The following is a 23,939-nucleotide window of genomic DNA, read 5'->3' on the forward strand; positions in this document are numbered from 1 at the left end:
TCACTCCTTCACCGGCACGAGGCTGAGCCAGCCATCACCCAGTTCAATCGTGCGGGGCTTGTCCGGGTCGAGGTCGTCACGGGTCAGCACCAGCCGCCAGGCGTTGTCCTTCATATCCGGGCGGTTAAACAGCCCCACCACAGCCACGAACTGAGCGTCTTCATCCATGGGCATATTGAGCGTCACACTACCATTGGGCATCACCAGCAGCTCTTTTGATGCCAGTACGTCGTCTTTAAGTACCGTATCGGCCTTGCGCAGCAGCGTCTGGTAATCAGCGGCATCAACCGCTTTACGATCCCTGAGCTGGTAGATCCGCATCATGGTTGCCAGCGGGGTCTGTGCGCCATCGGCGTTAATGGCCGTGCGCGGAGTAAAATCCAGATGCAGTGTTTTAATTTTCTTATAGAAGATGGATTTCGTGATGCTGACCGTACCGTCCGTGACGGTCTGTGTCAGACCGCAGCCTGTGAGCAGACCACAGGCAATAAGCGTCAGCGCCCACCAGCGGGTTACTGTTGCCATTCAAAAGTTCCTTTATTGAGAATGTGAATATGTATTTAGTCGAAGCGGTAATGTCCGTCTTCAGCGGGAGGGAACGCAGAACACCGGAGCCCTTCATAGCAGCCCAGACTGACAGTCAGTGTTTCCCGGTTATCGCTGAGTCTGCCGTCCTTCAGTCCGAGCAAGCCGGTGCGCCCGAGCTGAATACGCTTGCCTTTGCCCAGGCGCGGCTCAGGCAACAACCACACGGGTACAGTGAGGCGCAGTCGGGCATTGCTGCGGTAACCAAGATAGACGCGCATCAGGACCAGCAAATCGGTATGGAGGATGCCACCGGGTAACCAGCCTTCGGCTTCGCCGGGATCTTCCGTGACCAGTGTCACCAGCACTCTGCTACAGGCTTCCCTGCCCGTTTTACCCAGCGTGGCCCGCTGTGAAAGACGGACGCAGTTTCCGGTACCCAGCCCACTGCGGTTATCAATATGGACCTTTACCGGATCCGGTTCGGTGATAAATACCCGGGTATTCGGTGCCAGCAGGCTCACCAGAGCACGGATGCCTTCAGCATTGCGGGTGGGCAATCGCATGGTCCCCAGCAGGGCCAGGAAGCGGGAAACCGGCGTTGCCACCCGATCAGCCGTGCCCGGTATACCGAGCCCCACCAGTCCCAGCAGACACTGCGAGGTGGCATCGCGACCACCCGCCTCAAAGGTGGCCGGATACGCGTATTTTCGCCAGATGCGGTAATACTGCGTGGTGATCCGGTGGCTGAAGATATCCAGAAACGAGGTGACCGCCTCATAGCCTTCCCGGCGCTGCGCAATGTCATCCAGATAAGACGTCGGCAGAGGGGAGTCCACGCCATACATCCCCAGAAATGTCGTGCGGACCGTTGGGGGCAATGTCGGGTGGTCTTCGTCGGTCTCAACCGCTTTCAGGGTGCTGACCGGGAAACCCATTCCCGGCCAGGGTCTGAAACGTACTGGGTCGTTGCCCGGATGGCTGGTGGTGCCCAGTTTTGGCGCGTCCGGATTTTCCTGCTCCAGCAACTGGCAGAAACGATAGAAATTGACCCGCCAGATGTCTTTATCAAGAGCTAACGTCAGCCCGGTACGTGCTGGCTGTGATTCTCGCGCCATCTCAGTCGTTTCCCTGTCGGTTGCAGTACCAGCGTGAGCTGGTTAAAGAGGTGAATATCGGCATAGAGCGCGAAGAATCGGTGCAGCATCTCGCCGAAGAGATTCACATCGCCCTCGCCTGCAAAATTGTCCATGTTCAGCGTGACCTCAATATCCACACCCCGGAGCATAAAGCCCTTCTCAAAACGGCGGATCAGAGTGTGTTTCACGGCGACGATTGCTTCAAGCCGACGGCGGTTCATTTCATCGTCGGTCCAGTCGTACAGCGCCAGCGTGCCCCGCAGGACCTCAGGATTGTCCATCATGCTGAGGAAGTTTGAGCCGAGGTGGCTCATCACTCGCCAGTGAAAGCGGTCGTTTGCAGGGGGATACAGCGGCATCGTCGGTGCTGTGAGGTTGAGGACCCTGACGGGCACCTTGCCGGATTTGACCACCCTGTCCAGCAAGGTACTTTCCAGTGCCTTACGCGGAAGCTGACCGTTGGTCCCGGTTATTCGCATCGAGAGTGACTCCGGTTTTTCGGACAACTGCTCCAGTTCAAACGAGCGGCCACCGAGAATTAACCAGGTGTCATACAGGCCAGAGGGACCGCGTTTCACGCGGGTGTGGTAATAACGTTCAGGGGCATCGTGGCGCATCATACCGCCCCGGTGTCGGAAGCTGGTGAACGGTACATAAGGATGCTTGCCATTCTTCACCGCGCCGTGAATATTATCGACGCTGTAAATCTCGGTGTGACCATCCTGAAGACGCAATGGCCTGAGCAGGTATTCGTTCTCCAGCGGGTTAAGCGTCAGCGGGTCAGCTTCCAGGGTAAAAAGGTTGATAACCGGCGCACAGTGCAGCCGGAAGTCTTCCGTCTCAAAGGGCAGATCGGATGACCAGGCTTCACTGAGTACAATGTCGATTTCAAACCAGGTGCTGGCCGCAGTGAGCCCGATAATGTCGAGACCGCGCAGCTCCACAAACATAAACTTTGGACGGAAGCTGAAATACTCCAGCAGCAACTGGTAACCACTGAAGGCCGTATCGGCTTTTTTCCACAGGCCGTCATTGTCATCGAAGCCCATGGGTTTGCACCAGCCATCAAACTGATGTCGTTCAGTATGCGTCCCGGCATGACGCGCATACATGGCATGTACACGCCGGGTCATTGCCAGATGCAGTGCAGAACTCACAGGACTCTCTGCGTTAAGGAATATGGCGACCTTGTCGATCCCGGCTTTACTCCAGTCCACTTTTTCAGGGCATTCGAAGCGCAGACGGATAGCAGAGCGGCCATCGGTTTCAGTATGCAGGTGGGCATCTGCAAGGTGCAGCGGTTGTAGCGGAACATCGCGAGTCGTCCGATACTGACAGGCGGTTTTATGCGGCCCGACAGGACGTGACAAAACGGAAAAGCCTTCAGCCAGCATTTCGGCCTGACGCAGACCACGCCAGTCAGGCGAAAACTCAACGATGCCCAGAGACGGGATAGTCCGCATATAGTGCGGCCACAGTAGACTCACCAGTCCTTCAGTCAGTTCCGGCAGATCATCATCCAGCTTTTCTCGCAGACGGCCCATCAGGAAGGCAAAGCCTTCAAACAGGCGTTCCACATACGGGTCCCGGGCTCCGGGCTTATCGAGATTGAGCATTGCCGCCCGGTCCGGATGTGCCCGGGCAAATTCTTTTCCTGCCTCGCGCAGATAGCGCATTTCGGCTTCAAAATAGCGCAGGGTTAAATCATCCATGCTCGGTATTCCTGATAGTTAACAGACAAAATTCAGCCACACAGCACCATGGCACGGGCAGGATCGATGGTAATCAGCCCCGCCAGCAGGGCATCCATCTCAGGCATCAGCCGGATTTTATCGGACTCGCTGCGACCGGCTTTCATGCGCAACAGTTTCAGACGGCGGGCCTGAACTTCGAACATCAGGCCCGGCTCCCAGTCCCCCATCGTCAACTGCGCCGCACCGGATGTCAGTTCAGCCAGCAGATGAAGCGCCATGTCGTTACGCCCGTATTGTTCCGCAACACGAGCCATCAGCAGACGTATCAGCCAGCGATTTCGCGGAGAGTCCAGTCCGGGGCGGGTCTGGAGCCACGTCAGAGCCGCTTCGGGCCCCTCACTGTCACCCTTCTCCATCGCCTCGGCCTCAAGTGACAGCACCTCATCCCCGTTTACCGCCGCGGACACGACCGGCTCGCTACCGAATGACAGCCCTTCCTCATTCACCTTTTCCGCAATCCATCCAGTTGTCACCTCATCGGCAAACGGGGTACCGTCATTCCAGGCCAGGCTTTCAAGCCCGGGCAGACGCCTGAGGAGGAACCGAAGATCCAGCAGGACTGACTCCGCCAGGTTCTCCCAAGGCTGTCCCGCATGGCTGAGTCCCTGCCAGAGGTACCACTGGAGATCGAGCCAGAAATGATTCACCCCTTCGCAGTACATCTGGCTGGCCTGCTCCACCAGCTCAGCCCAGTTTTTTTGCAGGTACAGACGCTTCAGCTGCGCCCGGTACTCTGGTTTAGGCGGAATCAGCCGGGTACGACCACTGCTGTCCAGCGGTGGAATTTGATCGACGGTATCCCAGCGAACGGTTTTCATCAGCCGGTGAGAGGCCAGCCACCCCTGGGGTTGTTCTCCGAGCCAGCGGGAGAGTACCTTTGCCTGATCCAGCAAATCGCGCCCCGACTTCACGTCCGTCAGCAGTGGCGACGGAGAAAAGGCAGCGTCATGCCCGGTATCCTGAGAGCTGCTGTTCTGGGGGATTAGCGCTGTCACCCCGCCAGAACGCGCCAGACGGTTTTCCAGCGCGCTACAAAGGCCAGCGAATGCGGGTTTTTCATTTTCAGGCCAGTCTGAGACCACCTTACTCAGCAGAGTGACCGCTCCGGCCGTCAGGCCGGCATCTTCCCGATCGACTTCCGGCCAGCGCGAGAACGTATCAAGTACTTTTGAACTGTTGAGCCACTCCAGCGCGGCTTTCCGGGCATTCGGGCGTAGCGGATGGCAGTGTCTGCCGTAGCGGGACAACATCGCGACCAGCAGCAGTATCCCTTCCGCCAGGCCTTTCTCGCCGTCACGGCTCAGCCGGGCCTGGGTATACCAGGTAACAACACGGATATCTTTGGCGTATTCACACAGTATTTTTTCCGCCAGCGTGCAGAGCAACTCCGGATCGGTGCCCGAAAGTTTGTTGATTTCTTCACGCATCAGTTGGAAATCATCGTCACAGGCCGGATCGTCACCCGTTTCCTCCCCAGGGCGGATCGGTTTTAACCAGTTCTCCCAGAGGGACAGGGTGCCGGAGGCGCTTTCAGTAAGGCGCAACTGCGCTTCGTGGTTAGTGGTGCATGCCGATAACAGGGCTTCCGGTGAACTCATGTTTTTCCTTGTCTTGTCTTTATTCGACATCTTCAGCGCTGGCCACAACCGTAAAGATGGTTTCAGGCAGCGTAAATCCCTGGAGCTTCAGCAGGGCAAGCGGACCGTCACCCAGCTCACTGCGCATAACAAACTTCAGCGGATTACCGTCGGGGGTGATCCAGACCAGCTGTGTGCGGCTTGCATCAAGAGGAGTAATTAATGCCTCATCCAGCAGCCGGATGAATCCCCAGTTCCCCTGGTTGCTGGTGTAGAGCTGCATCCCGCTGTTCACGCTGCGCCAGCGAAAGCTGACACCCGGGTAATACGTGTTTCCCGGCCAGGTAAAACTCTGCCAGCTTTCCATCTGGTTAAAGAAGTCCAGATTCTGCTCATCAAGCGTCAGCTGCATACGGGCCACATCGCGGGAAGGACGCGCCATTAATTCGAAGTGAACGCCCGCATCGCCCTGGGCAAAAACGATATCCGACAGTTCGGCCAGCTGGTTAATTGCCCGCAGGAAATCCGGGTTCACTTCCATTCCCTGGCTTGCAGAAGGATCCACCACCCAGCGATTCCCCTCCTGATGGAGAATGCCGCCAAGGCTGGTTTTCAGGAACGTGGCGATGCGACCTGAATCGCCGCGCAGGAACTGAGCCAGCAGCGGTAAGGAGGCATCACTGCCGGTAGCTTTAAACGGATAGCGGCCGGCAAACGCTTTATTCCACTGTTCGACAATGGTCGTCTGCCAGCGGGTATTGAGGCTTTCTGCTGCCGGGGTCAGCACCTGCTGCCAGGCCAGATCCAGCGGCTGAACAAACAGTGACTGGCCGAACCCGCTCCACTCCTGGCCCAGACTCGCCGCCACCAGACTGCTGTAGTCACGCGTGTCGGTCAGGTCAATAGCCTTGCCCTGGAATACGGTCTGAGCCAGCATTTGAGACATCGCCTGTGGATCCGGCGCACTGGTGACCTGCTGGAGTTTCAGCCGTACCTGGGTAACACGGGCAAGCCAGGACTGAAAACTCAGGTTACCGTTACGTCCGGTCCCCTCTTTTCCCTCCATGAATCCCGTCAGCGGACCAAACACATCGTCCAGCGGACCGCGCGGCCCCTGCGCCTGTTCGATAAACTGCTTCACGTTCTTTTTCCGGCCAACCAGCTTTTTCGCCGAATCCACTATCGAATCCGCCAGCGCTTCCCCCTTCTCGCCGGTTTTTCCCTGCCATGCCAGGGTGTTCATCAGCGCCACAAGTGGCGACTGACGCACGTCACCGATCAGATTGAGCTGGGCGATCGCGTCAGAGAGCGAGGCCGCTTCGTGCCACTGGATGCTGTTGACCATATTCAGCCAGGCATTGCCGAAATCGGTAAAGTAACGTTCGGTCAGTCTGGACTTCAGCGCTTCCGGCGAAATATCGCTTCCGGGCTGATGAGTTTTATCCGTCAACACCCAGTCGATTTCATCGCGGCGGGTTTTAACCACCTCATCAATTTCATCCTGCACCTGTTCTTCCCAGGCCTGCCGGGTAAACATGCCCGGCACCACTTCTTCTGTACTGAAGACGGTGGAGGCATCCGTGTCGCCGGTCATATCGGCAAGCGTGAGATCCGGCCAGTTGCTGGCAACGCGCTTCAGCATGTCCTGATACAGCCCGGATTCAGCATTACGCTGGCCAATCTGTTTGAGCAGGATCTGACGTACCGTGCCGATTAATTCAGCATCGGGCTTAATTTTCCATTCCGGATGTGAAGGAAGATTCTGGGCGTAAAAGCCCAGCAGTTTGGGTGCCATTTCCTGCCACGCACCATCCGGCACATTCCGGCGTTTCGGCCAGGCTGCCAGCACGCTTTTTGCCAGCCAGCCCGCGTCCGCTTTGTCCGGTCTGACCAGCATCAGGTAACTTTTCAGCACATCGTAGGTACGCTGTGTGCCCTGTGCTCGGGCATCACTGGCCGGAGGAAGTTGCACAAAGGCATTCAGTTGCTGCCTGAGATGGTCTGCGGTGGCATCCCTCATCAGCTGCGCATTATTCTTCGCATACAGCGGCCAGAGCGCCGTCAGCATGTCGCTATCCTGGTTAAGACCAAAACGGGTGTACCACGGAGCGCCGGTCGCCTCACGATGTTGCAGGCGGGCAATGGATTGCTGTAATACGAGCTGGTTGTGCAGGCGTTCAACCAGGGGGAATGCCGTATCCGCTGCCTGCCTGGCCGTCTCCTGCGCCTGATAAATCTGGGTACGGTTAACGATGAGAGACAACAGTGTACCGGCCCCCCATAAGACCATCAGGGAAAGCAGGATTAACCGCAGCATCTTCAGCCAGCCGAAGCCCAGTTTCCTGGCGCTGACAGCTTCACAGTCATCAATAACGGCTTTCCATGTCGGTGTGTCGAGGTGCGTGTTCGGCACTGTTCCGGCAACGGCCAGTTCAGGGCTGAACATAACGCCGCGTAAACGCCAGGCCGCAGATCCCTGCATCAACCCGCTGAGCAAAACGGTCAGACTGGCTTTCAGTTCCTGCCGCAGAAGGGAAGACAACCGGAGCAGACCGAAATCAGCCGGATTATTCAGTACCTGTGCCATACCGGCTTTTTGCAGACGTTGCATCAATGTAGAAAATGCCTCGCCCGCCTCTTTTACGGTGCCTTCCGGTCCGAATATCACCCCTGCAGCAGTCGTTTCTGCGTCCTGCTGAGCACTCGTGGCTTTGTCAGTCAGCCACAGCCAGACAGGTGCCTGCCAGCCCAGCAGGTGGTCGGCTTTCTGGCGACAACGCAAAAAGGCATCCCGTTCGGTATCCGTCGGGAGGGCTGAGGTACTCATCACCTGAACGATGCCATCAACCGGCTGACCGGGACGCAGACGTTTCAGTTTTGAAAGAAAGATCTCATCCGGGAGTGACTGGGCGTCACCGCCATAAATCAGCACGTTACCGTCGCCTTCCTGCCAGAGGTCATGACACAGGCCCGGTGCTGCTTTCTGGACATCGTCCGTGTTGCCCGTTACCAGCAGGAGTCGCACCTTACAGTGCCAGCGGCGTCCATAGCGAAAGCGCAGGTGTTCGGAAATGGAGTCCTCGTTGAAGACGGGTTCATCGTCATCTTCTTCACTGGCAATAGTGTTCGTCACCGGAGCGACAATCTGAGCCTTTTTCTGCCCCCAGTGGAAATACAACCCGGATTTACCGGCGAAGTCGAAAGCCTTCTCTGTCAGCCAGCCGAGTAAAAACATTGCGGCAACCAGTATGGTGCAGAATGTGAGTATGCGCTGGCCGTCATACGGCCCGAATCCAGTGGCCGAAGCCACGTTTTCCGGAAAGGCATAAAACAGAAATGCCACAATGACCGTCAGAAAAAACGCGACAGTCACAACGGAGCCGATGAGTGTTTTGACTTTTACCTTAGACATTCTTAGGCGATTCCTTGCGAACTTCTTCTTTGGTGATGACGGCGACCCAGATGTCGTCTTTGGCAGCGGCGGGTTGTGCGGCGATAACCTGCGGGCCATTACCGCTACAAGCAGAAGAGGCAAGAATAATAGCAAGCCAGGGGGCGGCGCGTTTGGCATATCCCAGAGCGGGATCAATACCATGATTGTCTTTTGACAAGCTGAATGTCACCCCGTTATCTTCACAAGCCATATTCCAGCCACTTCCGCTTGAAAGGATTGGTCCTGTATACCAGGCCGTTTTTAGTGCTTCAGGCGCTGTTGCGGCCCATAAAAGTGCCCTGCCCAGTGTTTTTACAAGCCGTGTTTCCTGGCCCCTTTCAGGGCGATGGAGACATACTGCATCAGGATAACCAACAGCTTTACGGTTGCTGAGCACCACAAGGGTAATAGCATCGGCGTCACCTTCATCAGGCTGAGCAGGCAATGAAAACGTCACTCCTGCAAGAATGCCTGGAGTGTCCCAGCGCTGGTCCAGCCAGGCATCAAACCCCGCAAGACCTTTGCCCGCAAGGAGTCTGAAGACCCGCCCGGTTCTGGCGATGAGTTCATTTCTGAAGTGCTCCTCCAGTCTGGGTCGGATATCGGTAAGCGTGCAGCGAGAACCGTATTGACGGGGATGTGTTATTCATTTGGCAATGCTACGCGCCAGGGGAGCAGTTCGCTGACCCGGTTTATCGGCCAGTCAGCTATAACATCAAGCACATGGCGAAGGTAGCTTTCTGGCTCCACTCCGTTCAGTTTGCATGTCCCGATCAGGCTGTACAGCAGCGCTCCCCGCTCTCCTCCATGATCCGAACCGAAGAACAGGTAGTTTTTGCGGCCCAGGCTGACCATCCGTAGCGCATTCTCAGCTATGTTGTTATCTGCCTCGGCCCAGCCGTCGTCAGTATAGTAAGCCAGCGCCGGCCACTGGTTCAGTACGTACGTGAACGCTTTCGCCAGTTCTGAGTGTCGCGACAGCGTTTTCACCTTTTCACGCAGCCAGCTTTCCAGGGATTTCAGCCGCGGTTTAGCTTTTTGCTGACGTTCTGCAAGGCGTCGCTTCGCCGGCATCCCCCTTATTTCCGCCTCGATGGCATATAACTCACCGATCCGTTTCAGGGCTTCCTCCGTCAGCGCTGACGGGGTGCGAACGTGCACATCGTGGATCTTGCGGCGGGCATGAGCCCAGCAGGCAGCTTCCGTTATCTGTCCATTGCGGTACAGTTCGTTGAACCCGGCGTACGCATCCGCCTGCAGAACACCGCTGAAGCCAGCGAGATGGCTCTGCGGGTGGATACCTTTTCTGTCCGGGCTGTAAGCGAACCACACTGCCGGCGCCAGCTCTGACCCGGCGTTACGGTCGTCACGAACGTACGTCCACAACCGCCCGGTCTTCGTTTTCTTATTACCTGGCAACAGCACCGGGACAGGCGTGTCATCAGCATGGAGCTTACCGTCAGTCAGCACATAGTCCTGAAGCGCCCCTTCCAGCGGTGACAGTAGCCGGCAACACGCATCCACCCAGCCCGACAGCAGTGAGCGGCTCAGCTCCACACCCTGGCGGCCGTATATTTCAGACTGGCGGTACAGCGGGGTGTGCTCTGCATACTTTGAACTCAGCACGCGGGCCAGCAGCCCCGGTCCTGCGATACCCCGCTCGATGGGCCGTGAAGGCGCGGGGGCCTGCACGATGGCATCGCACTGAGTACAGGCATGCTTTTCACGTACTGTCCGGATAACCCGGAAGGCGCTGCGCATCAGCTCCAGCTGTTCGGCGGCATCTTCACCCAGGTAACTCAGCGCACCACCACATTCCGGGCAGCATGACGCTGCCGGCAGCAGCCGTTTTTCGTCACGGGGAAGTGATTCAGGGAACGGTTTGCGGGTACGGGTCTGCCGCAGCGGGCGCTGCACGGCCGGGTCATCCACCCGGCCGGTAAGGGTATCGCTTTCTTTCTGCAACTGCTTAAGGTCGGCTTCCATCTTCGCGATACGGCGGGAGACTTTTTCGGAGCGGCTGCCGAAGTTCATCCGGCGCAGCTTATCCAGTTGCGCCTGCAGGTGATCTATTTCGCGTTCACGCTCGTTCAGCTTTTCCAGAAGGGCACGGTTCAGCGCCTCCTGTTCGGCAAGGAGACGTTTCAGTTCATCGATATCGTCAGGAAGTAAGCTGTTCATACCGGGTATATTACCAGGCTCATTCAGCGTCGACCAGGATAAAGAGGCCTACAACATAGTCAGTGACGTAAGCAGTCTTTTAGGCTGCCGCCAGTCGATACCTTCAAGGAGCATCGCCAGCTGTGCCTGTGTGAGGAACACTTTGCCATCCCGGGCTGACGGCCAGGCGAAGCGGCCGCGCTCCAGCCGTTTGGTCAGCAGACACAGTCCATCGCCGGTAGACCAGAGGAGCTTTACCTGACTGCCATTACGCCCACGGAAGATAAAAACGTGACCTGACATCGGATCGTCTTTCAGCGTCGTCTGCACCTTTGCCGCCAGGCCGTTGAAGCCGTTTCTCATATCGGTGATGCCAGCGACCAGCCAGATCTTTGTCCCTGATGGTAATGGGATCAACGTTTGAGCTCCCGTATCAGCAGGTTCAGGATATTTTCGCTGATGGCACCATTCAGACGGAGTGATCCGTGCCGGAACGTCACTTCACAGCTGATATTGAGTGATTCAGGTGCCGCAGCAGCTACAGGTTGTGACCGGGGGGAGGTTGCAGGGACAACATCTTCGGCATCAAGTGTTATCGGGAGCAGCTCAGGCACGTTGTTTTCTGTTGTTGAAGGAGGACGTAGTTTTCCTTCGCGCCAGTACTGGCGCCACTTAAACAGCAAATTATCGTTGATCCCATGCTCACGAGCGAGTTGCGCTACGGAGATCTCTGGTCGATGCGAGAGTTCAACCATTTTGATTTTGAACTCAACGGGATAATTAGGGCTTTTTTTACGCACTGCGGTTAATGATTTCATGGATAGCGTCCACCATATTTGGTGTCCATTATCCTCTCAGGAATTTCAGGATCTGCCAGACGGTGCTGAGACGACGCTTACGGATATCGTCGTCACAGTCCAGCATCAGGCAGCAAGGAATATCCTTCGACAGGGTGTCGGTAATTTTTTGTACATGGGCGACAAGAGTTGACGTGGCGGCGATGAGTTCTGTATTCAGATCTGTCTGAAAACTGGCTAAGGCTGCATACCTGACAGCGGTTTTGGAACCACGTGGCGTTGAGGCCTCTGAAGCTGGAACGGTATAATTAAGTGCTCTCACTAGTGCACCAGGGCTATTTCCTGAAAAATGTTGAACGCATGTATCGAGTATCCAAGCACAGCGCTGACCCCGACAAATTTCGCGATCAATAAGCGTTTCGCGCTCCACATTCCGGGACTCGGCCCCCACCTGCTCTGCTTTGTATGCAAACCGGCGCAGGGAGAAAAGCAGTCCCCAAAGACAGAAAGGCAATCCCAGCGCAGTAAACCAGAAAATAAAGCCAGTGCGTTCTGTCGTCCAGTTCCAGAGCGTTAACGCAACCCCTCCTGACATGACAAATGCCAGGAACAGCAGCCAGCGGCGGGTATCAGGTCGTGGAACCTTCGCCGCCTTTTCAGGGATGGTATCCAGCAAGACTGGCATACTCAGGCAACCTTTGCTGGAGCAAAAGAACTGATCAATGTGCAGCCACAACCACATTTATGGCCGTGAAAGGCAACCGGGATCCCGTTATCAAGATAATCAGGGTTACCTTCAATAATGGTTGTCGGACCATGTCCAGGTATCGGACAGGAAACCATGTCACCTTTACGCGCCACGCCAATCCCCCCAAATATCATGGTGCCAGAACAGGTCATGACTGAACCGCCGTGGGTAGTTTTGTCGCCTTTTCGAATAATTTGCAACATTTATATCTCCATCAATTTATTGTATACAGGGCAGAATAAATTAATATTTATTACTCAGGTAGTTTCAGAATCTTGACCAATGCAGCCAGAGGGTTGTTATGCCTGTTTACTGAATTAGCTTCATATAAAAGGTGAAAGGATATTTTTTATTCCCTGCTGCATTTGACCATATTCCTTTAAACTGCCCTTTCTCCAACAGACCATCAAACGTCTCCATTCCCTCAGGGACAGAGGCTGACAGCGTCAACCTATCACCGTCCCGACGACCAGTTACATTTATTTTTTTCTTCATTTTTTCATAAAAATAAAAACCAGAAGCATTATTATCATTATATTCGAGGTGCAAACCCATTTTAAATTTATCGTTCAACTTCCCGATATAATTAACTGAATCAAAGTCTATATCACAACTACTTAAACAGCCAATATCATTCAAATTTATAGCATCAATATCTTCACTATCAAGAGCAATCACAGAAAGCTGTTTTTTTCAACACCATCAGTAATTTGTGACAGATAAAATAAGATGTCATTTCCGGTATATTTATTTGGGCCGTATGATAGCTTATTTTGATTGACACATAATTCTGAAGCTACTTGTAATAGTAAGCCATCTTTTTTTTCAGGCATTTTCCCTGCTGATGTATCACATTCCTTGCCAGACCATTTCTTCACGTTGTTATTAAAATCAATAGAACTCTCAATGTAATAATAGTTTACAGGTGAAAGGTGTTTATTGTCATACTTAAACGAAATAAACTCTATAGCTTTGGTGCTATCAAGATACACTTTTGAAAAAACATATCTTTCTCCATACTTTTGCAAAGAGACACTTTCTGTTGTTTCATTCATATCAAAATAAGGGAATATGTTTTTCCCATTTTCAGCATCTGCCAATTCAACTTTGTAAGATATATCATCAACATTTCGTTCCATATTCAAGAAAACATCGCAAGAAATACTTTCCTTTAGAGAACAGTTCGTAACATCTAAGTCAGCGTTTGCATGTACATAAAAGGAACATACTGATAAAAGAAAACACCACACATTACTAAATTGTTTCATTTATTATCACCTCAAATAATTCAGCATAATCCTTAAACTCATCAGCCTTATCAGGAATACCATGTCGATAGCCATTGATGATTAACCTTGCATTAAAGTAATCCTTTTTACCTGATCCCAAATAAATATCTAATGTATGCCCGGCCCTGAAACCACCATCTTTCATACCTTTCATCATAATTGAAACAGCCGTGCTGAGCTCAAGACAGAGATCTGGACTAGTAACAATGTCTATACCTGTTATGGATTTAAATTTCTCATAGGAAATTTTCCATGTTAACTGAACTAAACCACGTCCGCGATATTTATACCCATCACCAATATTTGTATTGTGGTTCAACATAGCTCTTTGTCGGTTAGATGCCGTTGGACCTGAACCATAATCGACTTCCGCCTTGTCATATGAAATATTTTCACTAATTGGTTTAAAGAACAACCTTTGCCTATAGTCATAAGACTCTATTCTTATTGTAGCAAGCATATACGAGACAAATTTTTCATTAAAATCGTCAAAGTAATTATAATACTGTTTCTTCATTTCATTTAGAAGCTTTTGCAATGACTCTTCAGAGTCCTGAGTCAATGCTGGGATGGTTATTTTGTTTCCTCGATCATAGAACCCAAAAACTACAGAATGTTTTTCTTTATACTTTTGAATAAATTTTTCAATATCAAACCATTTAGATGAACTGTTCATCGCCTCCAAAAATACTATAGGATGCATATGCCACGGTTCCGGCCCCAGTGCCACATCCTTTTCGGACACTGCCTTCATCCATGTCATCTTATCCAGAAACGCTTCCAGGTACGTTTTCCATAACGGTGCGTCCGTGGTTAAAGTATCCAGGTATGTCTTCCAGAGCGAGTCATCCTTGCCGTAATACCATTCACTGGCGTGCTTCGCTATCACACGGTACAGATGGTCGCGATACGACACATTATGAACCGCCTGAAGATACTCCTGCTCCGAGGAATGTCCATCCTGGTTACTGTCTATCAATTCCAGCAGCCGTTTATAGTTATACTTGTTCAGCGCGTGAGTGGTGCGGGTTTCCTCCTCTGCTGCTTTATACAACTGCTCCAGAATACCCTTCACCACGTTATTTGGTTGTTTTATCCCATCAATCAGGTCAAAACTTTCCGAAGCCTTATTCAGCGTAACAAATCCGAGCTCACCAAGCGCATATTGCGATACTTTCTGAACACTGGCTGCGGCCAGCCAGCCACCTTCAGGTCGTATCTGATAGTATGCCGCATCCTGGTTACTGGACAGCGTGTTCCCCTCAGCATCAACGCCTGGTACTTTTGCCAGTGTCAGAATACCCGGCCCCTTTGTTTTTCGACCGCCTGCTGTTATTCCGGTATCGCTCTTGTCAAACAACGGTGCATCAGCTTTCCAGGTCAGATAAACCGGCGCATCCTCTCCCGCCTTTCCAGGATTGGTGATGAACTTTTCCATATCATCCATGCTCAGGCACTCTATATGCACCTGGTAGCGCGAGCGTTTGCCATTTTCTTCCGGTAGCTGATAAAAACCCATATGCCCGAGACTGTCTCCGGCATTGACCGGTACAGGCGCTGAAGGTACATACACATCATCAAAAACGGGTTCACTACCGGATGCTGCCGGTGCAACCGACGTCAGACTGTCACCGTCTGATACTACCCATACCCGGTCGCCCTTTTTCAACTTATCCTTATCCCGGCCCAGAGTGACCAGACTGAATGTTCTTGCTGCATCGCCTGGACGTTGGCCACTACCACTAGATAATACATCCGTTAAGGTTGCATATTATTAAAATATTCCGTTTCTTCCTTGTAACCTTTAGTTAAACAATTATTGACTTCAGAAATTTCCGCATCAGTACCATGTGATTCTGATGTCTCCAGTGAACATCTTTTTTCAATGGTAATATCCCATGACGCCCTAAGGGAATCAATTAAATGTTTTTTCTCTGGGTTATCGTTCGCTTGATTTTGTTGGGCTTGCGTTAATAACGATATAGCATCCTTCTTCAATCTCTCGGACTTGGAGTTAATTTCCAATAATTGTTTATTTTCAGCATCATTAAAAGCGGCAAAAACATTTAATGAATAAAAAGTAAAAATGCCAATCAACAACACTTTAGTTTTCATAAAAAGAAATCCTTTGATTAAATCTTTCTTCTGGTACATTTTGCCAATTGTTTCGGGTAGATAAAACATTACCGAACGAGTTTAAATCCCCTGAATATGCATACCGTTGCATAAGAGATCTGGCATGGGGTGTATAATCACCTCTATAGCGGAGATCAATAAGCACTTCTTTTATTTTCTCTGGTATATCGTTCCATGCTTGCTCTGGTGTTACTTGAGGATTTGGGTGATAGACACGAATCGTATTTGGTTTCTGGCATATTCTTTTAACATCGTCCTCTAGCCTTTGATAACTAATCATAAACATATCATATTGCTGTTTTCTGGTTATCGTAGAGTTCCGTATATCTTCAGATGCTGAGTTAAACCTTGATTGGGCATCTAGCCCAGATAAACCCTGAGAACCGACAAGCCAAGATTTTAATAGTTCGGCAATACCTATCTGAGTAAGGTCAGCATTTGCCGTAGTTTGTTGTCCAAGATCATACCCACGCCCAATTGTCACACCTGATACTCCGCCTGGCCAATGAATTTTACGACTAAACCATGGGCTAGTATTAATATCATTTCCCTCAGCATCGAAAGTAAGTTGCCCTTTCGGTACTTTTAACCATTTAAGAGCCATCTCATTTTCGTCCATCATTGAACTCAAAAACACCACCGGATGCATATGCCAGGGGTCGGGCCCCAGCACTACGCCCTTTTCGGATACTGCTTTCATCCATGTCATCTTATCCAGAAAGGCTTCCAGGTACGTTTTCCATAACGGTGCATCCGTGGTTAACGTATCCAGGTATGTATTCCAGAGCGGGCCATCCTTGCCGTAATACCATTCACTGGCATGCTTCGCTATCACACGGTACAGATGGTCGCGATACGACACATTATGAACCGCCTGAAGATACTCCTGCTCCGAGTAATGCCCGTCCTGGTTACTGTCTATCAATTCCAGCAGCCGTTTATAGTTATACTTGTTCAGCGCGTGAGTGGTGCGGGTTTCCTCCTCTGCTGCTTTATACAACTGCTCCAGAATACCCTTCACCACGTTATTTGGTTGTTTTATCCCATCAATCAGGTCAAAACTTTCCGAAGCCTTATTCAGCGTAACAAATCCGAGCTCACCAAGCGCATATTGCGATACTTTCTGAACACTGGCTGCGGCCAGCCAGCCACCTTCAGGTCGTATCTGATAGTATGCCGCATCCTGGTTACTGGACAGCGTGTTCCCCTCAGCATCAACGCCTGGTACTTTTGCCAGTGTCAGAATACCCGGCCCCTTTGTTTTTCGACCGCCTGCTGTTATTCCGGTATCGCTCTTGTCAAACAACGGTGCATCAGCTTTCCAGGTCAGATAAACCGGCGCATCCTCTCCCGCCTTTCCAGGATTGGTGATGAACTTTTCCATATCATCCATGCTCAGGCACTCTATATGCACCTGGTAGCGCGAGCGTTTGCCATTTTCTTCCGGTAGCTGATAAAAACCCATATGCCCGAGACTGTCTCCGGCATTGACCGGTACAGGCGCTGAAGGTACATACACATCATCAAAAACGGGTTCACTACCGGATGCTGCCGGTGCAACCGACGTCAGACTGTCACCGTCTGATACTACCCATACCCGGTCGCCCTTTTTCAACTTATCCTTATCCCGGCCCAGAGTGACCAGACTGAATGTTCTTGCTGCATCGCCGGAGTTCTTGCCGGGGCGGATGACCTGCTGTGCGGTATTACCGGGCTCGTATGAAAGCGGGAAATCGGCTACCAGACTGCCTGCATTTTTATATTGCAGAACATCGTCACTGCTCAGATAGTACGCCCAGTTTGTACGCGAAGTGCAGTTCACAACACCTTCTGACTCATTAGTGTAAGCCGGGGTACATTTTGCCCACCAGGACGGAACGGGCGCTGACGCCGCCGCTTTCAGAGAACCCCGGTCAGACACCGTCCAGACTTTCGTTCCTGCTGCAAGCGTTTCTCCTGCGGCATTTTTCGTCTCACTGGTAATGGTCACTTCAGTAAACTGACGCCCGTCGCTGCTGCGGGTCACTATGGCATCACTCAGCGTGACGGGCGTGTCTTTAGCCAGTTTTCCGGCTGCGCTCCCCGCCTGCAAATCTTCCGCGCTGGTGTAGTAACGCTGGACTCCTGCCACTTTTCTGTCTGACTGGCTTCCCTGCTGTTTATAAGCAACAAAGGGCGCCAGATTCATATACAGAGTGAAAAATGTCAGTCCACTTTCTTCTGTATCACCCGGCTGGATATAGTGTTTCACCAACACAAAGGATGTTGAAAGAAACAGTTTTTCACCGCGCCATTCAATCGCGGGCCCCTCATAATCCTTACAGACACGCCAGGCAACTATCTCACCATCAGCCATACAACGAATAAATTGCTCCCCTTTATAAGTTTCACGGCAATATTCTTTTTCGGGCTCACTATCTGTACTCAGGGCACACCAGGGAATGGTGGCATCAGTAATATGGATACCGCCATGCCACATTCCCTGGCTTCCCACCAGATATAGTCCCGACCTTTCGCGTTCAAGCTTCAATAATAGCTCTTCAGCAGAAGTAAACTCCTGACCTTTAGCATCTGAAGGGACGGGAAAACTCTGTTTAGGTATAACTGCTGCCATAAAAAACCTCCGTGTTAATCACATGCCCGTTTTGCAGAACCTTTGGCAGAATCGTTTTCAGGCTGATTCTGTCGATATTGATCATCATTTTTCGATGAGTCCGAATTATCCGTTCCTGGCTCGTTATTACTGTCTGGATTCAAAAAGGTTAAAGGAAAATCGGGAGTGTCGTAGGGAAGACTCGCAGGAGTACCGGGAACCAGATACATTGCCACTTTCATTATCATCATCCCTTCTGAGCCATGCTCTATCCCGTTCTGGTTCAGCCTCAGATACGACCCGCCGCCGTTCAGCGTCAGCGTTTCCGGGGTGCTGATAATGATTTCATCTTCGCTGCTCGTCACGGTCAGCTGCTTTTCAGAAAACAGGGCCATCGTGTTGTGCTGAGCCTGAATTTCAATATCTCCCTGATTCGCAACCAGCTTCGCCCCTTCTTTATGCACAAACAGTCCGAGGGCTTTTTCTGCCGTCACGGACAGATTCTTCATCGCACCGATATCAAGATGCTGACCGGTATTGATCATGGTGTTGCGGGTGCTGCTGAGCTGAAGGTGTTCACCTGAGGTCAGTGCCACCCCCTGTGGAGCGCTACCCAGCAGGACCGCAGACTGGAGGTCTTTGATTTTGTCGGTCACAAAACTAATCTGGGTATTGATGTCAGAGACCAGGGCTCCGGCGGCTTCAGCGGCACTGTTCAGCGCCTGCATCTGGCTGTTGGCCTGGTTAATCTGGTTAATCGCAGGTGCCATTTCCAGCACTGGCCCCTGGGCTTTGGCCTGGGCATCCGCCGTCAGGAACAGGCCTTTTGCAGCACGTACAGCGCCATGCTCATCCGTTCGAAGTTCAAAACCGGCACCGCGCTTTTCACGCTGACTGTTGACCAGGTGTCCCATGTTCAGCTGCGTTTTGCCATATTCCGTTGCGAGCTTGATATGCTCTTCCTGGCGCTTATCCTCCATCCGCAACTTATTGTTCGCCGGCGTGCGCCACACGTTCCGCGTATGATTATCACTGGTGACATGGTCCAGGTGTTCTGAATCATGCAGGGCATAAGCGATGTAGGGACGATCCGGGTCTCCGCCGTCAAAAACAACGGCCACTTCCGTTCCGTCGATAAGCGGTGAGTGGAATCCGTACGTATCACCGGCATAAGGCTTAGCCAGCCGCAGCCACAGATAGGCATAGCCCTGCTCAGCACTGTTGCGGTCAAAGTCCAGTTTTACCCGGTATCGCCCGTCCGGATCGAGCCAGGAATAGGTGTCACCTTTCTGTGTGCTTTCCACCCGGGCAGGCAACGAGCCGGATATCACCGGACGACTGAGCAGTGCCGGACGCCAGCAGACAGTTTCGCTGTAGGGGATACCCTCAAACCTCAGCGTAAAGCTACTTTTGCGTGAACCGCGAGTGCGCACCGTGGTGATGACGATGCCTTCCTTGACGGCATCGGGTAACGTGCCGTCCGTTTCCAGTACCTGACCCGGGGCCAGAAGCGGACTGGAAGAATGCCCGCTGACGCGATATTGCGCGTTCAGAATGCGTTCGTGACGTAGACGAGCGAAGTATGTCCCGGTCTCTGTACTTTCAGTATCACCTGCTGACAGGAAGGGTTCCGCGTAATGGTATGTTTCCCCGGTGGTGATCCCTTCCTTGCTGAAAATACTTTCGGCGCTGTCCTGAGGCGTCAGCGCTTCGCGGTAGTTGTAGTCACGGGTGACCACACTCCCGCTCACCACATTGTATGCGGTCTGAACACCCCAGATGCTCTCCTGGCCACTGTCACTCATCCCGGCCTGGCTGCGCAATGGCAGCGTGACGCCAAATTCATACTGCTGCTGGCTGTCCTGAAAAATCACCACATCCTGCTCAAGACGGCTGTCCATTTCATAACGCCAGTAAATACCGACTTCAGCCAGCAGGCGCTGAATAAATTCAAGGTCAGTTTCCCGCCACTGGGTGATGAGCTCCCGGGCCGGGTACTCCCTTGAGAGCCGGAACGCAAAGTCAGGACCTTCCAGGCCGTGTTTACGCAGTACCTGTTCAACCACTTCCGTGACCGACTGGTTGAGGAAAATCTGACTGCCCTTTGTAAAACCCAAAAGCGCGATGCGGGGTACGATCTTCAGTGCGTAACGGGTCTCGTCATTTGACGTGGAAATCCGGCGAAATGACTCCACCACCCCATAAACCGTCCGGACCGGCAGCGCCGGTGCCCCGTCAAACATCGGGGTCTGGAAGGTAAATGACGCCGGTTTCAGCAGTAACGTGTCGCAGGCAATATCCGCAGAAGAACAGGTGACTGTCACATCATACCGCCATGGCTGGCTAAGTGACTCAACCGCATTGTAACGCAGAACATCCAGGAAATCGCCGCATCCATGCACATCAACCCGGTAACGTGACAGGCCCAGCAGCTGCTGTACCGCATCGGTTGCCTGGTTGATCAGGGAACTGTTCATGGGGCTTCTCCTTCTGCTTGTTCGTCAAATGCCTGCACAATCCCCTCCTCCTCATCCCAACCCAATGTAAGATGCTGCGGCTTCTGCCCCGCCGCCATATGGCTCAGCAGTTGCTGGCTCAGGACCGGCAGAATCTGCTGGTTCAGCAGGCTGTCAACATTGCGAGCCCCGGTGTCCGGCAGCAGGCAGGCGGCGGTCAGCGCGTCGTACAGGCTTTCGTGGATATCGGTCTTCATACCGTAATGCCGTGCCAGGCGCTGACTTACCTGGCCGAGCTTCATGCCGACAATCGTGCGCATCGCTTCCTGTGCCAGCGGACGGTAAATCACCGTCTGGAAGCGCGCCAGCAGCGCGGGCTGGAAGTGGTCACGCAGCATCGGGCGGAGCAGTTCGTGCAGGTCGCCTTCGGTGGCGTCCGGATTTTCATCCAGCATCTGCATGATGAGGTCGCTGCCAAGGTTCGAGGTCATCAGTATCACCGTGTTACGGAAGTCAATTTCCCGCCCCTCGCCGTCGCGCATGAAGCCCCGGTCAAACACCTGGTAGAACAGGTTCATCACGTCCCGGTGCGCCTTTTCCACTTCATCCAGCAGCACCACGCTGTACGGGCGCTTGCGGACGGCTTCGGTCAGAATGCCGCCCTGACCGTAACCCACGTAGCCCGGCGGTGAGCCCTTGAGCTGCGAGACGGTGTGTGGCTCCTGGTATTCCGAGAGGTTGATGGTGATAAGGGACTTCTCGCCGCCGAACAGTTCATCGGCCAGCGCCAGGGCGGTTTCGGTCTTGCCGGTGCCGCTCGGGCCCACAAGCAGGAACACGCCCTGCGGGCCGTTCTCCGGCGCCAAACCGGTTTTGCTGGCGCGCAGGCGCTGCGCAATGGCGTTCAGCGCGCTGTCCTGACCGACAACGCGTTTCGCCAGACTGTGCTCAAGGCTCAGCAGTTCCGTCTGCTCGTCCTTCATCAGGGAAGAGAGCGGTACGCCCGTCCAGTCGGCGATAACGGTGGCGACAATACGCGCGTCCACATCCAGCCCCAGCAGCGGGGTATTCTGCTGCACGGCAGTAAGCTGCATCTGAAGGTCCGCAATCTCTCCCTGCCGGGAGATATCCGTGCGGCAGGCAAGCAGTTCTTCCGTGAGTTTCAGCTCCTGGTCGTACCGGGTTTCCCGTTCATCGAGCTGCAAAATGATGCCGACTTCTTCCTCTCCGATGGCAGCCAGACGTTCGCCGTGGGCGGTATTGCCCACCGCGATATCCTCCAGCAGCGCCTGTTTCTCCATGGCAAGTGCCGTGAGCTGCGCCTTCATCCTGGTCAGTGGCTCCGGCACCGTATCGAGGCTCATGCGGACACGGGCCGAAGCGGTGTCCAGCAGGTCAACCGCCTTGTCCGGCAGCTGGCGTCCGGTCAGATAGCGTCTGGAGAGCGTGACGGCCGCCCTGACCGCCTCATCGGTAATATGCACACCGTGGTGCTGCGCGTAACGTGGCTTGAGTCCCCGCAGCATCAGGCACGCGGTGTCGTCGTCCGGCTCGTCAACTTTAACCATCTGGAAACGACGCTCCAGCGCGGCGTCGCGCTCAAAGTACTGTTTGTACTCACTCCAGGTGGTGGCGGCAATGGTTCTGAGCTCACCGCGGGCCAGCGCCGGTTTCAGCAGGTTTGCCGCATCGGCGCCGCCCGCCTGGTTGCCCGCGCCGATAATGGTGTGCGCCTCGTCAATGAAGAGCAGAACCGGCAGGGGTGACTGCTGCACCGCGTCGATGATGTTTTTCAGGCGCTGCTCGAATTCCCCCTTCACACCCGCCCCGGCCTGTAACAGGCCGAGGTCAAGGGTGCGCACCGAGACCGGCTTCAGCGCGTCCGGCACATTGCCTTCGGCGATGCGCAGCGCCAGTCCTTCCACGAGCGCGGTCTTGCCGACTCCCGGTTCGCCGACCAGAATCGGGTTGTTCTTGCGGCGCCGGGAAAGAATGTCCACCATCTGGCGGATTTCATTATCGCGGCCATAGACCGGGTCGATTCTGCCCTCACGGGCGCGGGCGGTGACGTCGAGGGTGAACCTGTCCAGCGCATTCTGTAACGCCGGGTTCAGCTCTCCTTTTATATCCGCATTCACCGGACGGCCGACAAACTCCACCTCATCGCCCTGCGTAAGCTCCGCTTCCTGCTGCACCTCCGGGCGTTCATCCGACTGCGCATCCAGAAGCCCCCGCAGGCGCTCAAGCTGGCTCTGCGCCAGCGTCAGCAGCGGCCACAGGCCGTCGCAGCGCACCAGTTTCGGTTTGTCCACCAGGGCCATCAGGAGGTGAATGCTGCGGATGTGCTCTTCCCCCGACAGCGAGGCGCGCAGCCAGGCGTCCTGCATCAGTGCCCGGACACTGTCCGACAGCTGCGGACGGCTGCGCACCGAACGTGGCAGGCTGTCCAGAAAACCCAGCATATCCTGCCATATCGTATCCATATCCCATTCGTAGCGCCGCGCCAGCACCGTCAGGTCGCCCTCACCCTGCTCCAGCAGCTTCAGCAGCCAGTGCTCGGGCAGGATTTCGGCATGGGCGCGGGTCTGGCACAGGGACGCGGCCCCTTCCATCGCACGGGCACAGTAAGGGTTAAGACGGCGTAACAGGATGGCGGGATTTTCCATGAGACTCTCTCTTTATCAGTTCCGGACACGCTACCGCCCGTCGCTGTTCCCTGTTATTCAGGAACCCAAAGCGCATCAGGTCGGGCAGGCAGATTGTGTTTTTCTTTGCACAGCGTCCGTGCATACAGACGCTGTGCAAAAAACTGCGGACAGGGCCCTGTCCGCATGCGACTTACGCGGTGGCGCGTTCGTTCCAGGAATCGGAATGAATGATGTTGCCGTCCTTGTAGGTCCAGGTGATTTTTTCGTAGCGCAGTTCAATCTGCTCGAGGTGGTTGTGCTTCTCGAACGCCGGATCCTTGATGTCGTGCATCTTCGGATTCACTTTCACCAGCTTCACGTTCTCAAGCTTCGTGTTGAAGTACTCCACTTCCTGGCCCGCGTCGTTGATTCTGTACCACTTAAATTCCGCAGATTTCAGGGTCTGGCCGGTGGTCACCGCCTTGTACAGGTACGGGCTGGAGGAGTCGATTTCCTTGGTGAACAGGAACGGGGTGTGGATACGGGTACCGGTCAGCTTGCCGGTGTTATTGTCGGTCGGGATGTACAGGTTATGCTCCTGGGCCACCACCTCGATGCTGCCTTCACGATCCTGAACGTCCACAGACCCTTTGATGTCCGCGCCGCCGTCGTCCTTCAGCCACAGATAGACTGGAATTGCCATGT

General features: G+C 53.7%; 17 protein-coding genes and 2 pseudogenes. All 19 read right to left on the reverse strand.

Going from position 1 to position 23,939, the window contains the following annotated elements:
• The 19 genes and pseudogenes from tssJ to hcp all read right to left on the reverse strand — a co-directional run bounded on the left by tssJ (window position 1) and on the right by hcp (window position 23,937).
• Window positions 1–525, reverse strand: coding sequence for a type VI secretion system lipoprotein TssJ (tssJ, locus tag ACQG11_RS22040; protein ID WP_058677117.1), 525 nt, complete (start codon window positions 523–525; stop codon window positions 1–3).
• 35 nt (window positions 526–560) lie between these two features.
• Window positions 561–1,643, reverse strand: coding sequence for a type VI secretion system baseplate subunit TssG (tssG, locus tag ACQG11_RS22045; RefSeq protein ID WP_425968244.1), 1,083 nt, complete (start codon window positions 1,641–1,643; stop codon window positions 561–563).
• Window positions 1,607–3,376, reverse strand: coding sequence for a type VI secretion system baseplate subunit TssF (tssF, locus tag ACQG11_RS22050; RefSeq protein ID WP_058677119.1), 1,770 nt, complete (start codon window positions 3,374–3,376; stop codon window positions 1,607–1,609). The genes tssG and tssF overlap by 37 nt, the downstream gene beginning before the upstream one ends.
• 32 nt (window positions 3,377–3,408) lie before the next feature.
• Window positions 3,409–5,016, reverse strand: a complete 1,608-nt coding sequence (gene tssA / locus ACQG11_RS22055; protein WP_058677120.1) for a type VI secretion system protein TssA — start codon at window positions 5,014–5,016, stop codon at window positions 3,409–3,411.
• Window positions 5,017–5,035: 19 nt separating this feature from the next.
• The gene (locus ACQG11_RS22060) at window positions 5,036–8,407 is read right to left on the reverse strand and encodes an ImcF-related family protein (RefSeq protein WP_063149878.1); all 3,372 of its coding nucleotides are present in this window, start codon (window positions 8,405–8,407) and stop codon (window positions 5,036–5,038) included.
• Window positions 8,400–8,885, reverse strand: a complete 486-nt coding sequence (locus ACQG11_RS22065; protein ID WP_426728831.1) for a hypothetical protein — start codon at window positions 8,883–8,885, stop codon at window positions 8,400–8,402. The genes ACQG11_RS22060 and ACQG11_RS22065 overlap by 8 nt, the downstream gene beginning before the upstream one ends.
• 185 nt (window positions 8,886–9,070) lie before the next feature.
• Window positions 9,071–10,609 (reverse strand): IS66-like element ISKpn24 family transposase, encoded by a 1,539-nt coding sequence (locus ACQG11_RS22070; protein ID WP_048213845.1) that lies wholly within the window; start codon window positions 10,607–10,609, stop codon window positions 9,071–9,073.
• A 48-nt stretch (window positions 10,610–10,657) separates the two neighbouring features.
• Complete coding sequence (tnpB, locus tag ACQG11_RS22075) at window positions 10,658–11,005, reverse strand: IS66 family insertion sequence element accessory protein TnpB (RefSeq protein WP_001774233.1); 348 nt, start codon at window positions 11,003–11,005, stop codon at window positions 10,658–10,660.
• Window positions 11,002–11,406 (reverse strand): IS66-like element accessory protein TnpA, encoded by a 405-nt coding sequence (tnpA, locus tag ACQG11_RS22080; protein WP_003031976.1) that lies wholly within the window; start codon window positions 11,404–11,406, stop codon window positions 11,002–11,004. The genes tnpB and tnpA overlap by 4 nt, the downstream gene beginning before the upstream one ends.
• Before the next feature lie 82 nt (window positions 11,407–11,488).
• Window positions 11,489–12,070 (reverse strand): annotated as a pseudogene (locus ACQG11_RS22085) (hypothetical protein); the annotation flags it as partial.
• A gap of 2 nt (window positions 12,071–12,072) precedes the next feature.
• A complete protein-coding gene (locus ACQG11_RS22090; protein ID WP_058677123.1) occupies window positions 12,073–12,336 on the reverse strand; it encodes a PAAR domain-containing protein in 264 nt (87 codons plus the stop codon).
• Window positions 12,337–12,442: 106 nt separating this feature from the next.
• Window positions 12,443–12,811: a hypothetical protein gene (locus ACQG11_RS22095; protein WP_063149877.1), complete on the reverse strand. Its 369-nt coding sequence runs from the start codon at window positions 12,809–12,811 to the stop codon at window positions 12,443–12,445.
• On the reverse strand, window positions 12,808–13,401 hold the full coding sequence (locus ACQG11_RS22100; protein WP_126489905.1) for a hypothetical protein: 594 nt from the start codon (window positions 13,399–13,401) through the stop codon (window positions 12,808–12,810). Before ACQG11_RS22100 ends, ACQG11_RS22095 begins: the two co-directional genes overlap by 4 nt.
• Window positions 13,388–15,157, reverse strand: a pseudogene (locus tag ACQG11_RS22105) (hypothetical protein); the annotation flags it as partial. The pseudogene ACQG11_RS22105 and the gene ACQG11_RS22100, both read right to left, overlap by 14 nt.
• 23 nt (window positions 15,158–15,180) lie before the next feature.
• A complete protein-coding gene (locus ACQG11_RS22110) occupies window positions 15,181–15,537 on the reverse strand; it encodes a hypothetical protein (RefSeq protein ID WP_063149875.1) in 357 nt (118 codons plus the stop codon).
• Complete coding sequence (locus ACQG11_RS22115; protein WP_200509405.1) at window positions 15,527–18,172, reverse strand: hypothetical protein; 2,646 nt, start codon at window positions 18,170–18,172, stop codon at window positions 15,527–15,529. Before ACQG11_RS22115 ends, ACQG11_RS22110 begins: the two co-directional genes overlap by 11 nt.
• A gap of 14 nt (window positions 18,173–18,186) precedes the next feature.
• A complete protein-coding gene (locus ACQG11_RS22120; protein ID WP_425968239.1) occupies window positions 18,187–20,628 on the reverse strand; it encodes a type VI secretion system Vgr family protein in 2,442 nt (813 codons plus the stop codon).
• The gene (gene tssH / locus ACQG11_RS22125) at window positions 20,625–23,273 is read right to left on the reverse strand and encodes a type VI secretion system ATPase TssH (protein WP_426728832.1); all 2,649 of its coding nucleotides are present in this window, start codon (window positions 23,271–23,273) and stop codon (window positions 20,625–20,627) included. Before tssH ends, ACQG11_RS22120 begins: the two co-directional genes overlap by 4 nt.
• Before the next feature lie 172 nt (window positions 23,274–23,445).
• Window positions 23,446–23,937: a type VI secretion system effector Hcp gene (gene hcp, locus ACQG11_RS22130; protein WP_009653685.1), complete on the reverse strand. Its 492-nt coding sequence runs from the start codon at window positions 23,935–23,937 to the stop codon at window positions 23,446–23,448.
• Window positions 23,938–23,939: the final 2 nt, after the last annotated feature.

Origin of the sequence: Enterobacter cloacae complex sp. 372C4 (genome assembly GCF_050030615.1) — a bacterium.
Classification (GTDB): Bacteria; Pseudomonadota; Gammaproteobacteria; order Enterobacterales; family Enterobacteriaceae; genus Enterobacter; species Enterobacter intestinihominis.

What these genes read in the sequence shown, in the direction of transcription:
- tnpA (WP_003031976.1), bottom strand. Translation starts at nt 11,406, where the DNA reads ATGAAATCATTAACCGCAGTGCGTAAAAAAAGCCCTAATTATCCCGTT.
- hcp (WP_009653685.1), bottom strand. Translation starts at nt 23,937, where the DNA reads ATGGCAATTCCAGTCTATCTGTGGCTGAAGGACGACGGCGGCGCGGAC.
- ACQG11_RS22120 (WP_425968239.1), bottom strand. Translation starts at nt 20,628, where the DNA reads ATGAACAGTTCCCTGATCAACCAGGCAACCGATGCGGTACAGCAGCTG.
- ACQG11_RS22070 (WP_048213845.1), bottom strand. Translation starts at nt 10,609, where the DNA reads ATGAACAGCTTACTTCCTGACGATATCGATGAACTGAAACGTCTCCTT.
- ACQG11_RS22110 (WP_063149875.1), bottom strand. Translation starts at nt 15,537, where the DNA reads ATGAAAACTAAAGTGTTGTTGATTGGCATTTTTACTTTTTATTCATTA.
- tssA (WP_058677120.1), bottom strand. Translation starts at nt 5,016, where the DNA reads ATGAGTTCACCGGAAGCCCTGTTATCGGCATGCACCACTAACCACGAA.
- tssH (WP_426728832.1), bottom strand. Translation starts at nt 23,273, where the DNA reads ATGGAAAATCCCGCCATCCTGTTACGCCGTCTTAACCCTTACTGTGCC.
- tssF (WP_058677119.1), bottom strand. Translation starts at nt 3,376, where the DNA reads ATGGATGATTTAACCCTGCGCTATTTTGAAGCCGAAATGCGCTATCTG.
- ACQG11_RS22090 (WP_058677123.1), bottom strand. Translation starts at nt 12,336, where the DNA reads ATGTTGCAAATTATTCGAAAAGGCGACAAAACTACCCACGGCGGTTCA.
- ACQG11_RS22115 (WP_200509405.1), bottom strand. Translation starts at nt 18,172, where the DNA reads ATGGCAGCAGTTATACCTAAACAGAGTTTTCCCGTCCCTTCAGATGCT.
- ACQG11_RS22100 (WP_126489905.1), bottom strand. Translation starts at nt 13,401, where the DNA reads ATGAAACAATTTAGTAATGTGTGGTGTTTTCTTTTATCAGTATGTTCC.
- ACQG11_RS22060 (WP_063149878.1), bottom strand. Translation starts at nt 8,407, where the DNA reads ATGTCTAAGGTAAAAGTCAAAACACTCATCGGCTCCGTTGTGACTGTC.
- tssJ (WP_058677117.1), bottom strand. Translation starts at nt 525, where the DNA reads ATGGCAACAGTAACCCGCTGGTGGGCGCTGACGCTTATTGCCTGTGGT.
- tssG (WP_425968244.1), bottom strand. Translation starts at nt 1,643, where the DNA reads ATGGCGCGAGAATCACAGCCAGCACGTACCGGGCTGACGTTAGCTCTT.